We start from the raw sequence: 13290 nt of genomic DNA, 5'->3' as shown, positions 1-13290 counted from the left end.
GGCATGATGGCCCAGATACCAGAGATGGACAAAGCCGCTGGCGGGGCATCCCCCCGGCGGCTTTACGTTTATAACGGAGGCTTCCTGACCCAGCCCCGCATCCGCCGTATTCTGGCGCTGGCGGGTTGGGACGTGCGGCTTGGTCTGCCCAAAGATGGCGACTGCGTGGGCACTTGGGGAAAAAGCCCGACCTCGGGCCGGGGCGAGACCATCGCCGCCCGCCGTGGCATCCCCCTGATTCAGGTCGAGGATGCCTTCCTGCGGTCCGTCACGCCCGGCCGATCGGGCGAGCCACCTCTAGGCCTTCTGATCGACGACATGGGCGTGCATTTCGACAGCGCACAACCCTCGCGGCTGGAACATATCCTTGCCACGGACCCGCTGGACCACAGCGATACGTTGCGCCGGGCGCGCGACGCGATGGACCGTATGCGACACGCCCATCTATCGAAGTATAACGCCTTTGACCCCGCCCAGCCTGTGCCAGATGCGCCCTATGTGCTGGTGATCGACCAGACGCGCAATGACGCCTCGATCGCTCATGCTGGTGCATCGGAAAACACGTTTCGTGAAATGCTGGTCGCCGCGCGTCTGAACCACCCCGACACGCGCATCCTGATCAAGACACATCCAGAGACTTCGCTGGGTCATCGCGAAGGTCACTACGGTGTTGAGGATGAAAATGATCAGGTGCGCCTGATCTCGGACCCCGTCAGCCCCTGGGCGCTGCTGGAAGGCGCGCAGGCGGTTTATACCGTCAGTTCCGGCATGGGGTTCGAAGCGATTCTGGCGGGGCACAAACCCAATGTGTTCGGGCAGCCCTTCTATGCGGGTTGGGGGCTGACGGTGGACGACCGGCCGGTGGATCGGCGGACGCGCACACTTACCCGCACGCAGCTTTTTATGGGGGCGATGATCCTCTATCCCACATGGTATGATCCGTATCGCCACCAACTGTGCGAGATCGAGACCGTGCTGGACACGCTTGAAGCCCGCGCCCGCGCGTGGCGCGAGGATCAACGCGGCTATGTCGCCAGTGGAATGCGCCTGTGGAAGCGCCGCCCACTGGCGCAGTTCTTCGCAGACGGCCCAGCGATGATCTTCGACGACAATGCCGCCCGTGCTGCCAAGGGGGCTACTGACATCGAACGCCCGCTGATGATCTGGGCCGGAAAAGAGCAACCTGACCACCAGACCCACGCCCCGCTTCTGCGGATCGAGGATGGGTTCCTGCGTTCACGCGGGTTGGGCGCGGAACTGGTGCCCCCGCTGTCCTTGGTGCGCGATGATCTTGGCATCTATTACGACCCCACCCGCGAATGCCGGTTGGAACGCCTGATCGCTGCATCACACAGCCTGCCCGATTACGCCCGCGAACGAGCCGAAGGGCTAATCGCGCGGCTGGCGACAGCGGGGATTGGCAAATATAACCTCGACCGCCCGCTGCCCGAGGGGCTGGATCGTCTGGCCAAGGGGCACCGCATCCTGGTACCGGGACAGGTCGAAGACGATGCCTCGATCCGGTTAGGCACTGATACAGTCGCCACCAATCTGGCCCTGCTCGAACAGACCCGTGCGGAAAACCCTGACGCCGTGATCATCTACAAACCCCATCCGGATGTCGAAGCGGGGCTACGCGCGGGCGCCGTCCCGCCTGACCAAGCCTGCATACTTGCCGATCTGGTCGCGGACAATGCCGATCCCATCGGGTTAATCGACGCGGTGGACGAGGTTTGGACCATGACCTCGACCCTTGGGTTCGAGGCGCTGTTGCGCGGCTGCAAAGTCACCTGTCTTGGCACGCCCTTCTATGCGGGTTGGGGGCTGACCCACGATCTTGGAACAATCCCCGCCCGCCGCACCGCGCGGCCCGACCTGATCGCACTGTCCCATGCCGTATTGATCGACTATCCACGCTACCACGATCCCGTGACCGGCACCGCCTGCCCGGTTGAGGTGGTGGTGGACCGTCTGGCCAGCGGCACACCGCCCAAGATCACCCCGGTCACGCGGATATTGTCGAAATTGCAAGGATTGTTCGCCAGCTACGCCTATCTTTGGCGCTGACGCCAGCGGTGCAAGACGTCGCTGCCGATCGCGCGCGCCTCGACCAGATCGAAGCGGGGGGCAGAAGACAGCCGATCCAGCCCCATCGCGGCAAGCGACGGCCTTCCTTCGGCCCCCAGTGCGACCCCGGCGGTATAGCCCACAAGCTCGTCCACAACCCCTGCAGACAGAAGCGAAGCGGCCAGACTGCCGCCCCCTTCGCAATAGACGCGGGTCAGGCCACGGTCGCCAAGGGCTCGCAGCACAGCACTTGCATCAAGTGCGCCTTGCGTCTCGCCCACTTCGATCATTTCGACCCCTATGCCAGCCCAAGCCGAGACAACTTCCGGCGCGGCGCGGCGGCCGTGACAAACCCAAACCGGCACCTCGCGGGCCGTGCGGGCCAGTTGGCTGTCCAACGGCAGGTCCAGATGGCGTGACAAGACAACGCGGATGGGTTGGTGTTCGACACCAAGCCCCCGCACGGTCAGAGACGGATCATCCGCCCGCGCCGTGCCTGCCCCGATCATCACCGCATCATGGGTGGCGCGCATCGCGTGAACATGGCGGCGCGCCTCGGCGCCGGTGATCCACTGACTGTCACCCGAGGCCGTGGCGATCCGCCCGTCAAACGAGCTGGCCAGTTTCAGCGTCACCATCGGGCGGCCTTGCGTGACACGGGTCAGGAAGCCTGCCTGATCAACGCGGGCTTCATCTGCGCACAGACCGGTTTCAACCTCGACCCCAGCCTGGCGCAACATGGTTAACCCGCCCCCGTCCACACGCGGATCAGGATCGCCAAGCGCGACCACCACCCGCGCAACGCCTGCGTCAATCAACGAGGTCGCGCAGGGCGGCGTTTGTCCGTGATGGGCGCAGGGTTCCAGCGTCACATAGGCCGTCGCCCCGCGCGCCGCCGCCCCGGCTTGCGCCAGCGCCACCGTTTCGGCATGGGGCCGTCCGCCGGGTTGCGTCCAGCCACGACCCACGATCCGTGCGCCCTGCACGATCACGCAGCCCACAGCGGGGTTCGGCGCACAACGCCCAAGACCCCGTCGCCCAAGCGACAGGGCCAAACGCATATAACGCGTGTCAGATTGGGTCACTCGTCTTCCGGCGCGACGTCCGGTCGAAGCTCGCTTACAAACTTGTCGAAGTCATCGGCAGCCTGGAAGTTCTTGTAAACACTGGCAAAGCGCACATAGGCCACAGTGTCGATCCGGGCCAGACTTTCCATCACGATCTCGCCGATTGTCTTGGACGGAATATCGGTTTCACCCATGCTTTCAAGCCGACGCACGATGCCCGAGATCATCTGGTCGATGCGTTCCGGTTCAACCGGGCGTTTTTGCATCGAAATGCGGATCGAGCGTTCCAGCTTCTCGCGGTCGAAATCCTCGCGCCGGCCGTTGGTCTTGACCACCACAAGGTCACGCAACTGCACGCGTTCATAGGTTGTGAACCGCCCGCCGCAGGCCGGACAAAACCGCCGCCTGCGAATGGCAACGTGATCTTCGGCCGGACGGCTGTCTTTTACTTGGGTATCAATATTTCCGCAAAACGGGCAGCGCATCGGCGTCCTCTTTCCTTGTTCGGGCGTTGACCGGGCCTTGGCTCGTCGGTCGGTCGCCCAGTTATCCACAGGCACTATAGGGCAGCCCATAGGTCTTGTGTAGTCAGAAATACGCACCGCAAGATACGCGATTCATTGCCATTTGGGGAAAGAGTGTTTCCGAATGACGGCAAGACACGGTTAGACTTAAACCATCTGCCAGCCAACAAAAGGGAGAGAACAGATGACTATCGCACGTGTGACCGAAATTTCAGCCACCTCGCCAGACAGCTTTGACGACGCCGTCGCAAAGGGGGTTGAGCGCGCGGCAGACACCCTGCGCAATGTCGTCAGCGCATGGGTCAAGGAACAGTCGGTCAAGGTCGAGAACGGAAAGGTCGCCCATTATCAGGTAAATCTGATGGTGACCTTCCTTCTGGAAGACTAAGCCCTCTCTAAGGACCAAGATGCGCCGCCACCTGCCGGGTGTGCGGCGCGTCTCGATGTTCAAAAAGATAGATCCCCTGCCATGTTCCTAACGCCAGCCGCCCCGACTGCACCGGAATGGACAGATTGACCGGCAACAGGGAGGCCTTGATATGGGCGGGCATATCGTCCGGGCCTTCATAGGTGTGGGTCAGGAAGGACATGCTGGGATCAGAGGTCGGCGGCACCAGCCGATGAAAGAAGTTTTGCAGATCGGTCTGCACCTCGGGGTCGGCGTTTTCCTGAATGAGCAGCGAGCAGGAGGTGTGGCGCACGAAGAGGGTCAGCAGGCCGTCCTGGGCGCCCTGTTTGGACAGCCAGCCCGTCACGTCGTGGGTGAATTCAAAAAGGCCGGGGCCGTGGGTAGATATCCGAAATTCCGTCTGCATGACCAATATTATGCGGGTGCGGTGCAGCAACGACAACCCGATGACTACTCAGTAACGACGCAACCACCAGCGTTGTGCGCAGCGTTCCTCGTAAGCGTCCTCGAACGCGCCCTTCTGGAAACGCGCCAATCTTGCCCGATCGACTTGGGCAAACCGTTCTTCGTGCGCCTTCGAGACCTTGAACCATTCTTCCATCAATTCGTGCACCTGCGCAGGCAGCGGCGTATTGAAGGCTTGCTCCTTGGACAGTCCGGGGCGCGGTTTGCGCCCCGTCAACTGTTCCAGTCGCTTTTCAATCTCTTTCTTGCGAGAATAGATCGCCGAAAGATGGTCATCGGTTTCAAAGACATTACGACAAGGTTGCACCACTATGCGCTTCCTGCCCTATTGATCCAAGAACGATCGAAGCTTCCGGCTTCGGCTCGGGTGCTTCAACTTCCTCAACGCCTTCGCCTCGATCTGGCGGATGCGTTCGCGGGTGACGCTGAACTGCTGGCCGACCTCTTCCAGCGTGTGGTCGGTGTTCATCCCGATGCCAAACCGCATACGAAGCACACGTTCTTCGCGCGGCGTCAGTGAGGCCAGAACCCGCGTTGTCGTTTCCTTGAGGTTTTCCTGAATGGCGCTGTCCAGTGGCAGCACGGCGTTCTTGTCCTCGATGAAATCGCCAAGCTGGCTGTCTTCCTCGTCCCCAATGGGGGTTTCAAGGCTGATCGGCTCTTTGGCGATTTTCATCACCTTGCGCACTTTTTCAAGCGGCATTTGCAGCTTTTCGGCCAGTTCTTCCGGCGTCGGCTCGCGGCCGATTTCGTGCAGCATCTGGCGGCCTGTGCGCACCAGCTTGTTGATCGTTTCGATCATGTGCACCGGAATACGGATCGTGCGCGCTTGGTCCGCGATCGAGCGGGTGATCGCCTGCCTGATCCACCACGTCGCATAGGTCGAGAACTTATAGCCGCGACGGTATTCGAATTTGTCCACCGCCTTCATCAGGCCGATGTTACCTTCCTGAATAAGATCAAGGAATTGCAAGCCGCGGTTCGTGTATTTCTTGGCGATCGAAATGACCAGACGCAGGTTGGCTTCCACCATTTCCTTCTTGGCCTGACGCGCCTCTTTTTCGCCCTTTTGAACTTGCTGCACGATGCGGCGGAATTCGGGGATGTCGACGCCGACATATTGCCCGACCTGCGCCATGTCACCGCGCAGTTTTTCAACCTTGTCGGTCGACCGCTCGATAAAGCCCTGCCAAGCCCGCCCGGACTGGTTGCCCATATCGTCAAGCCAAGTGGGGTCCAATTCACGCCCGCGATATGCTTCGATGAATTCGCGGCGGTTGATGCGGGCTTGGTCGGCCAGCTTCACCATCGCCGAGTCGATCGACATGATGCGCCGGTTGATGCCGTAAAGCTGGTCCACCAGTGCCTCGATCCGATTGTTGTGCAGGTGAAGCTCGTTCACCAGCATAACAATTTCAGAGCGCAGTTTCTGATACGCGCCCTCTTCTTTCTTTGAGAAGCTGTCGTCTTCGTTCAGGGTCGCAGACATCCGCTGATCCTGCATTTCCGACAGTTTGACATAATCACGCGCGATCAGGTCCAGCGTCTCAAGCACGCGCGGCTTCAGCGCGGCTTCCATCGCGGCAAGCGACATATTGGCCGCTTCATCTTCGTCGTCATCATCGTCATCGGTGGCAATGGGATTGCCATCAGCGTCCAGTTCAGGCTCAGTCTTCTTCTTTTCGCCGGATTGGGTCGCGCTGTCAGCACTGGGGGTGGCGGCGACGCTTTCTTCGTCCTCGCCGTCCTCCTCCATCGCGTTGCCAAAGGTGGCGTCAAGGTCGATGACGTCGCGCAGAAGGATGTCTTCGCTCAGCAGTTCGTCGCGCCAGATCGTGATGGCTTGAAAGGTCAACGGGCTTTCGCACAGCCCGAGGATCATCGTATTGCGCCCGGCTTCAATCCGTTTGGCGATGGCAATCTCGCCCTCACGGCTCAGAAGTTCGACCGATCCCATTTCGCGCAGATACATGCGCACAGGGTCGTCGGTGCGATCCAACTTCTCAGTCGCGGTGGTGGCGACAGTGACTTCGCGCGCGCCGGCTTGCGTGACCAGTTCGGTCGAGCCCTTGTCTTCCTCGTCCGCTTCTTCGTCTTCGATAATGTTGATGCCCATTTCAGACAGCATCGACATCACGTCCTCGATCTGTTCCGAACTTACATGTTCGGGCGGCAGCACTTGGTTGAGCTGATCATAGGTGATGTAGCCCTTTTCCCGCGCATCGGCGATCATCTTTTTGACCGCTGTCTGGCTTACATCGACCATCGGTTCGTTGTCTTGGTCGTCCTTGCGGTCGCTGGCAGTATCCTTGGCGGCCATGGGCCCTCCTTGCGCTTGGCTTGGCGGATCGGGACATCGGCGTGTTCGCCTAAGTGATGCCCCACCTCATAGGTGATTCGCGTTGGCCGAATCATCACTCCGAATCAGTGATTCGCCAACCCGTTTATCGCGTATTCTTTGCCGGGTCTTTACCAAAAGGCCAGATCGTCCGGCAGTGTTGCTATTTCTTCTTACCCTTCGTGGGGTCGATCTGCGCCAACAATGCGTCCAGCGCGTCGCGTTCATCGCGGTTCATAAGCGTTCCGTTATCGGCAACCTCATAGGTGGCCTTATCCTCGGTCTGGCTGCGCTGCGCGTTTTGCTGCGCCTGTGCGGCCTGCCCCAGACGCCATGTCACCCCTTCATCGGGCAATGTATTCATATCTTCGGCGGCATCTGCAACCTCGCGTCGCAGACCGCGCGATGCCTCAAGCTTCATCAACTCCTGATCAAGGCAAGCCTCGACGGTTTCGTCATCATCGGGATGGCGCATCGCAGGGGTGATTTGCACATGGTTGAGCGCAAACAGCTTTTCAAGGGCAGAGGTCCCTAATCCTTCTGCAATGCTGCGTTCCAGCACATCCGTGCCTTCGTGGGCGTGGCGTAAAATGAACCGCTGAAGCGCTGCGTGATCGGGTCCGATCATATCCAAACGCTCCACCCGGCTTTCAACCTGTTCCAGCTTGTCAGGGCAGCGGATCAGCACTGCCAGGATCACCGCCTCACGCAGCACTTCCTGTCCCTGATCATCCGCCATCGCCAAAAGCGAGGTCTTGGTTGATTGCAGCACCGGCGGCGTTGGCGCCCAACCGCGGCCCTGCCCCTTCTTCCACGGGCTGGGCTTCCACGGTGCGCGGCCTGCCCCCTGTCCCTTGGGACGTGCGCGGAACAAATCCCATCGCTTATCTTTGATCGCCTGCCCATAATGCGACTTGATCGAGGGGTCCTTGATGCGCGCAATCACTGTGCGCAGATCTTTGTCCAGCGCAGCACGGCGTTCGGGGCTGTCAAAGACCTTGCCTTCAGTTTCACGCCGCCACAGCAGGTCGACCATCGGTATCGCCGCGTCGATCAACGCCCGCATGGCATCCGGCCCGCTTTCCTTCAGCAGGTCGTCGGGGTCCTTGCCTTCGGGCATCAACGCGAAGCGCAGGCTTTGCCCCGCCTCAAGCAAAGGCAGCGCGGTGTCGATCACCCGCATCGCGGCCTTCAGGCCCGCCTGATCCCCGTCCAGCGCGATGATCGGCTCGGGCGCGATGCGCCACAGAAGGCGCAACTGGTCTTCGGTGATTGCGGTGCCAAGGGGCGCGACGGTGGCGCCAAACCCGGCCTCGGACAGCGCGATCACATCCATATAGCCTTCAGCCACGATCAAAGGCTGGCCCTTCCCCGCCGCCTCGCGGGCGGGGCCGTGATTGAACAGGCTGCGGCCCTTGTCGAACAGATCGGTTTGCGGCGAGTTCAGGTATTTTGCGCTTTCCTCGGGGTCCATCGCGCGGCCCCCGAATGCAATTGCGCGGCCACGGGCGTCACGGATCGGGAACAGGATGCGACCCCGGAAAGTGTCATAGGGTTTGCTGCCCTTATTGCTGGGTTTGGCCAGCCCTGCGCCAAGGATCAGGTCGTCCTCGACCCCCTTGCTTTTCAGGTGGTCCCAAAGCCCCTGCCACGCATCGGGCGCAAAGCCGATTTCCCAGCGATCCAGCGCGGCATCGCTTAACCCCCGGCGGGTCAGATATTCGCGCGCCGCGGTGCCCGCACCGGTTTTCAGCATCAGTCGGAAATGGTTTACCGCCATTTCCATCACCTCAACCAACTGCGTGCGGTGGTCGGCCTTTTCCTTTGCCTTGGGGTCGCGGGCGGGCATCTGCATTCCGGCCTCGCCCGCCAGAATCTCGACGGCCTCCATAAAGCCGACATTCTCGGTCTCGCGCACGAACGAAATCGCGTCGCCCTTCTGGTGACAGCCAAAGCAATAGTAATAACCCTTGCGGTCATCTACGTGAAACGAAGGCGTTGCTTCCTGATGGAACGGGCATGGCGCCCACATATCACCCTTGGCCTGATTGGATTTTCGCTGGTCCCATATGACCTTGCGCCCGACAACCTGCGACAGGCTCAGACGATTGCGCAATTCATCTAGGAAACCGGGTGGAAGCGACATGTTCTATATATCGGCGCGAAGGGCGTCAGAGTCCAGTGGCCGCGCGCCGTATCATGCCCCGACTGCACCGCGCACCATGTCCCAATAGATGTCCGCCACCGCATCGCGCGACAGCCGCCCCCCGTCCCGATACCAGGTGTTGACCCCGGTCAGCATGGCAATCAGTGCCATAGTGGTCAGCCGGATATCAGGCGCGTGGATCACACTTTCGGCGTGCCCTGCGCGCAGGATCGCCTCCAACTCGCCCTCATAGGTCCGGCGCAGCGCCTCGATCGCCGCGAAGTTGTCGTCCGAGAGGTTGCGAAGCTCCATATACGCAATGAACACCGCGTCGGGGCGTTCAAGGTGAAAGCGGATGTGAAACCGGGCGAAGGCTTCAAGATGTGCCAGCGCGCCATCGCCTTTGGGCTCGGCCTGCCACGCGGCCAACAGATCATCCATATGCGACTGCATCAGGTCAAACAGCAGGCTTTGCTTGTCTTTCGTATAAAGATAAAGCGCCCCGGCCTGCACGCCGACCTCAGCCGCGATCTGGCGCATCGAGACGGCAGCGAACCCATGCTGCGCAAACAGGGCAAGGGCCGCCTCGCGCACCTTGGGGCCTGTGATTTCGCTATGTGATCCGGTTTTACGTGCCATGGCGCCTTGATAACTGAACGTTTGTTCAAATCCAACCGCACAATGCGCCCGACCTTGCGGCGGAGCGGGCGTGGGGGTATCGTCCCCCAGCCCCACGGGCCAGAACCGGAGACTGCACCATATGCCACCGCGCCCCCTGATCCTTCCCATGATCCTGCCCGCGATCCTGCTGGCCTGTGCACCTGCGCCGGATTTTCCCGAAGGCGCAGCGGCAAACGCGCCGTTTCCGAAGATCATCCCGACCAGTGAAATTCAGGCACAGGCGGCAATACCGCCGACGGATGATGGCATTGATGATCTGGCCACACGGGCCGCGGACCTGCGTGCGCGGGCGACCCAGTTGCGCGGCACGTCGGTGGTGGACACCGAGACCGAGGATCAGATGCTGGATGCGCTGGACGCGTCCTGACGGCTTGCCCGAAAATTTCACCCAACCCACGCCCTGCGGATTGCACCCTTGGCGGCCATTGGCTACACGTCGCTGAACGATCAAACAGCCGACGGAGAGCGACATGAGTGACAACAGCCCCCTGCGCCTTGGGATTGCAGGTCTTGGCACCGTCGGCACCGGCGTGATCAAGATCATCCGCCGCCAAGCCGCACTTTTGCAGGATCGCGCCGGGCGTCCGATCACGATCACCGCCGTTTCAGCCCGCACGCGCGACAAGGATCGGGGCGTTGATCTGTCCGATTACGCGTGGGAGGATGATCCCGTAGCACTGGCAAAACGCGACGATATCGACGTGTTTGTTGAGTTGATGGGCGGCCACGAAGGCCCCGCCAAAGACGCCTGCGAGGCTGCGATTGCCGCAGGCAAAGACATCGTCACCGCCAACAAGGCACTTCTGGCCCATCACGGGCAGGAATTGGCGCTGGCCGCCGAAGCCGCTGGCGTGCGCCTGCGCTATGAAGCCTCTGTCGCCGGGGGTATCCCGATCATCAAGGCTCTGACCGAAGGGCTGGCAGGCAACGAGATCACCCGCGTCATGGGTGTCATGAACGGGACCTGCAACTATATCCTGACCCAGATGCAGGCCACCGGGCGTGGCTATAACGCCTTGTTCGAAGAATGTGCCGAGCTTGGCTATCTTGAGGCCGACCCCAACCTTGACGTGGGCGGCATCGACGCGGGCCATAAGCTGGCGATACTGTCCTCCATCGCCTTTGGCACACAGGTCAATTTCGACGCGGTCGAGCTTGAAGGCATCCAGCGCATCCAGTTGGAAGACATCGAACACGCAGCCGAAATGGGCTATCGCATCAAACTTCTGGGTGTCGCGCAAATGACGGGTCGCGGGCTGGAACAACGCATGACCCCCTGCCTTGTGCCCGACAGCTCGCCCTTGGGCCAGTTGGAAGGCGGCACCAATATGGTCGTCGTTGAAGGCGACGCCATCGAACAGGTGGTGCTGCGCGGACCCGGTGCCGGCGAAGGCCCGACCGCCAGCGCGGTGATGGGCGACGTGATGGACATCGCGCGCGGTTTCCGGCTTGCGACCTTTGGCCAATCGGCCTCAACCCTGCGGCCAGTCACGGGCGTAAAAGCGATGAAGCCCGCGCCCTATTATCTGCGGATGTTGCTGTTGGATAAACCGGGCGCAATGGCGAAAATCGCGGCAGTTTTGGGCGATGCCGGGATCTCGATCGACCGGATGCGGCAGGTTAGCCATGACCAGAAGCTGGCCCCGGTGCTGGTCGTGACCCATAAATGCACCCGCGACGGGCTGGACACTGCCTTGGCCGGGCTGGGCAAAACCGGCGTGGTCGAGGGCGAGCCGGTCGCCATCCGCATCGAAGAGGTCTGAGCCAGTCGATGGACTGGTTCGCGGCCATCGACATCTATTGCGAACGCACCGGGCCGGAGTTCTGGGCCGAGCCGCTGAACGCCCTGTCCAACCTGTCCTTCATCCTCGCCGCTGTCTGGGGCTGGGTCGAGGCGTCCAAGCGTGATCGCACCGACCTTGTGATCGTGGTCCTGATCGCGCTGGCCGCCCTGATCGGGCTGGGCAGCTTCCTGTTTCACACCTTCGCCAACGCGTGGTCCAGCCTTGCCGACGTGATCCCGATCTGGATCTTTGTTGCCCTGTTCGTGCTGGTCGCCATCCACCGGATCGGGGGCGTGCGGCCCGGTCGCATCGGGATCGGGCTGGCTGTGACCGTGGGCCTTGTCGCCATCCTGTTCGCGTTCGGCGGCGATGGCAGCGGCAGCCAGACCAGCACCGAGCCCGCGTCTGATACGTATGACCATACCACCCCGGCGAACACGCTTCTGAACGGGTCCGAGCAGTACTTGCCCGCCGTTCTGGCCCTTTTGGCCTTCGCGGCCCTTAGCCACCGCAAGAGCCACCCGATTGCGCCGTGGGTCGCAGCCGCGACGGGGACGTTCATGGTATCCTTGACCCTGCGCACGCTGGACATGCACCTGTGTGCGGTCTGGCCATTTGGCACGCATTTCCTTTGGCACATTATGAACGGCCTGACGATCGCGCTTTTGTTTCAGGGATTGATCCGCAGCCCTCGCGCCCTGACCGCAAATCCGGGTTAAGCGCTAACACCGCGCGCAAGTCCCTTGCCCCTGCCCCAAGCGGGCACTAAACCCTTAATCAAACATAGACAGTAAGGATTTCCCGCCATGGCCGATAAAGTCGTTTTTCTGGACCGTATGCTTTCGCTCGGTCTGGCCCGTGTGTCCGAGGCCGCCGCGATGGCCAGCGCCAATCTTATCGGACGCGGGGACGAAAAAGCCGCCGATCAGGCGGCTGTCAACGCCATGCGCGATCAGCTGAACCTGCTCGACATTCAAGGCACCGTGGTGATCGGCGAAGGCGAACGCGACGAAGCCCCGATGCTGTTTATCGGGGAAGAGGTCGGCACCGGAGACGGCCCCGCCGTGGACATCGCGCTGGACCCGCTGGAAGGCACGACACTGACCGCGAAAGACATGCCCAATGCCTTGACTGTCATCGCGATGGCCCCGCGCGGCACCCTGCTGCACGCGCCCGATGTTTATATGGATAAATTGGCCATCGGGCCGGGCTATCCCAAAGACGTGGTCAGCCTTGACATGAGCCCTGCCGACCGCGTCAAGGCACTGGCCAAGGCGCGCGGGTGCAATACATCAGACATCACTGTTTGCGTTCTGGAACGCCCCCGCCATGAAGGCATGATCGAAGGTATCAGATCAACTGGCGCGGCGATCCGCCTGATCACCGATGGTGACGTGGCCGCCGTGATCCACTGCGCCGAAGCCGAGATCACAGGCATCGACATGTATATGGGCAGCGGCGGCGCACCCGAAGGCGTGCTGGCTGCCTCGGCGTTGAAATGCATGGGTGGGCAGATTTGGGGCCAACTGACCTTTCGCAACGATGACGAACGGGGCCGTGCCGCCAAGGCAGGCATCACCGATCTGGACCGTATTTATAACCGCGACGAGATGGTCACCGCAGACGTCATTTTTGCCGCCACCGGTGTCACCGATGGGTCGGTCGTCTCGGGCATCAAGCGCGAGCCGGGCTTCCTGACCACCGAAACCCTGCTGATGCGATCCAAGACCGGGTCTGTGCGACGGATGATCTATCGCAATCCCGTCGGCAGGCGCTAAGGAACCGCACGCCTTGCCGCCAAGGGTGGTG

The 13290-nt window shown here is 61.4% G+C and carries 13 protein-coding genes; 6 read left to right on the top strand and 7 right to left on the bottom strand.

Annotation, left to right across the window (positions count from 1 at the left end):
* Positions 1–6 precede the first annotated feature (6 nt).
* Entirely contained in the window at positions 7–2067 is a 2061-nt protein-coding gene (locus tag MN186_RS01045; protein WP_242110967.1) for a capsular polysaccharide biosynthesis protein, read from the top strand.
* Here MN186_RS01045 and ribD read toward each other — a convergent pair.
* Both ribD and nrdR read right to left on the bottom strand, forming a co-directional pair.
* On the bottom strand, positions 2052–3152 hold the full coding sequence (ribD, locus tag MN186_RS01040; protein ID WP_242110966.1) for a bifunctional diaminohydroxyphosphoribosylaminopyrimidine deaminase/5-amino-6-(5-phosphoribosylamino)uracil reductase RibD: 1101 nt from the start codon (positions 3150–3152) through the stop codon (positions 2052–2054). The genes MN186_RS01045 and ribD overlap by 16 nt on opposite strands.
* Entirely contained in the window at positions 3149–3619 is a 471-nt protein-coding gene (gene nrdR / locus MN186_RS01035; RefSeq protein WP_242110965.1) for a transcriptional regulator NrdR, read from the bottom strand. Before nrdR ends, ribD begins: the two co-directional genes overlap by 4 nt.
* A 223-nt stretch (positions 3620–3842) precedes the next feature.
* Here nrdR and MN186_RS01030 point away from each other — a divergent pair, with 223 nt between their 5' ends.
* The gene (locus MN186_RS01030; protein ID WP_242110964.1) at positions 3843–4046 is read left to right on the top strand and encodes a dodecin family protein; all 204 of its coding nucleotides are present in this window, start codon (positions 3843–3845) and stop codon (positions 4044–4046) included.
* Positions 4047–4053: 7 nt separating this feature from the next.
* Here the strand turns inward: MN186_RS01030 and MN186_RS01025 are convergent, their stop codons facing one another.
* From MN186_RS01025 to MN186_RS01005, 5 genes are all read right to left on the bottom strand, one after another.
* Entirely contained in the window at positions 4054–4473 is a 420-nt protein-coding gene (locus MN186_RS01025) for a secondary thiamine-phosphate synthase enzyme YjbQ (RefSeq protein ID WP_242111201.1), read from the bottom strand.
* A gap of 48 nt (positions 4474–4521) precedes the next feature.
* Positions 4522–4842, bottom strand: a complete 321-nt coding sequence (locus tag MN186_RS01020; RefSeq protein WP_242110963.1) for a DUF1195 domain-containing protein — start codon at positions 4840–4842, stop codon at positions 4522–4524.
* A gap of 15 nt (positions 4843–4857) precedes the next feature.
* On the bottom strand, positions 4858–6852 hold the full coding sequence (gene rpoD / locus MN186_RS01015) for an RNA polymerase sigma factor RpoD (protein WP_242110962.1): 1995 nt from the start codon (positions 6850–6852) through the stop codon (positions 4858–4860).
* Positions 6853–7033: 181 nt separating this feature from the next.
* A complete protein-coding gene (gene dnaG, locus MN186_RS01010; protein WP_242110961.1) occupies positions 7034–9016 on the bottom strand; it encodes a DNA primase in 1983 nt (660 codons plus the stop codon).
* Positions 9017–9067: 51 nt separating this feature from the next.
* Positions 9068–9655, bottom strand: a complete 588-nt coding sequence (locus MN186_RS01005; RefSeq protein ID WP_242110959.1) for a TetR-type transcription factor C-terminal domain-containing protein — start codon at positions 9653–9655, stop codon at positions 9068–9070.
* Positions 9656–9776: 121 nt separating this feature from the next.
* Between MN186_RS01005 and MN186_RS01000 the strand changes: the two genes are divergently transcribed.
* The 4 genes from MN186_RS01000 to glpX all read left to right on the top strand — a co-directional run bounded on the left by MN186_RS01000 (position 9777) and on the right by glpX (position 13259).
* Positions 9777–10064, top strand: coding sequence for a hypothetical protein (locus MN186_RS01000; RefSeq protein ID WP_242110957.1), 288 nt, complete (start codon positions 9777–9779; stop codon positions 10062–10064).
* A gap of 103 nt (positions 10065–10167) precedes the next feature.
* Positions 10168–11460 carry a homoserine dehydrogenase gene (locus MN186_RS00995; protein WP_242110956.1) on the top strand — a complete coding sequence of 431 codons (1293 nt, stop codon included), beginning with the start codon at positions 10168–10170 and terminating at the stop codon, positions 11458–11460.
* 8 nt (positions 11461–11468) lie between these two features.
* On the top strand, positions 11469–12200 hold the full coding sequence (locus MN186_RS00990) for a ceramidase domain-containing protein (RefSeq protein WP_242110955.1): 732 nt from the start codon (positions 11469–11471) through the stop codon (positions 12198–12200).
* 87 nt (positions 12201–12287) lie between these two features.
* Positions 12288–13259: a class II fructose-bisphosphatase gene (glpX, locus tag MN186_RS00985; protein ID WP_242110954.1), complete on the top strand. Its 972-nt coding sequence runs from the start codon at positions 12288–12290 to the stop codon at positions 13257–13259.
* Positions 13260–13290 lie beyond the last annotated feature (31 nt).

This window comes from Aliiroseovarius sediminis (genome assembly GCF_022678485.1).
Taxonomy (GTDB): domain Bacteria; phylum Pseudomonadota; class Alphaproteobacteria; order Rhodobacterales; family Rhodobacteraceae; genus Aliiroseovarius; species Aliiroseovarius sediminis.
The sequence above is the reverse complement of the archived record's forward strand: the minus strand, read 5'-3'. Positions and strand labels throughout refer to the sequence as shown.

Coding starts and splice junctions, on each gene's coding strand:
- MN186_RS01045 (WP_242110967.1), top strand. CDS start 7: ATGGCCCAGATACCAGAGATGGACAAAGCCGCTGGCGGGGCATCCCCC.
- nrdR (WP_242110965.1), bottom strand. CDS start 3,619: ATGCGCTGCCCGTTTTGCGGAAATATTGATACCCAAGTAAAAGACAGC.
- MN186_RS01030 (WP_242110964.1), top strand. CDS start 3,843: ATGACTATCGCACGTGTGACCGAAATTTCAGCCACCTCGCCAGACAGC.
- MN186_RS01025 (WP_242111201.1), bottom strand. CDS start 4,473: ATGCAGACGGAATTTCGGATATCTACCCACGGCCCCGGCCTTTTTGAA.
- rpoD (WP_242110962.1), bottom strand. CDS start 6,852: ATGGCCGCCAAGGATACTGCCAGCGACCGCAAGGACGACCAAGACAAC.
- dnaG (WP_242110961.1), bottom strand. CDS start 9,016: ATGTCGCTTCCACCCGGTTTCCTAGATGAATTGCGCAATCGTCTGAGC.
- MN186_RS01005 (WP_242110959.1), bottom strand. CDS start 9,655: ATGGCACGTAAAACCGGATCACATAGCGAAATCACAGGCCCCAAGGTG.
- MN186_RS01000 (WP_242110957.1), top strand. CDS start 9,777: ATGCCACCGCGCCCCCTGATCCTTCCCATGATCCTGCCCGCGATCCTG.
- MN186_RS00995 (WP_242110956.1), top strand. CDS start 10,168: ATGAGTGACAACAGCCCCCTGCGCCTTGGGATTGCAGGTCTTGGCACC.
- MN186_RS00990 (WP_242110955.1), top strand. CDS start 11,469: ATGGACTGGTTCGCGGCCATCGACATCTATTGCGAACGCACCGGGCCG.
- glpX (WP_242110954.1), top strand. CDS start 12,288: ATGGCCGATAAAGTCGTTTTTCTGGACCGTATGCTTTCGCTCGGTCTG.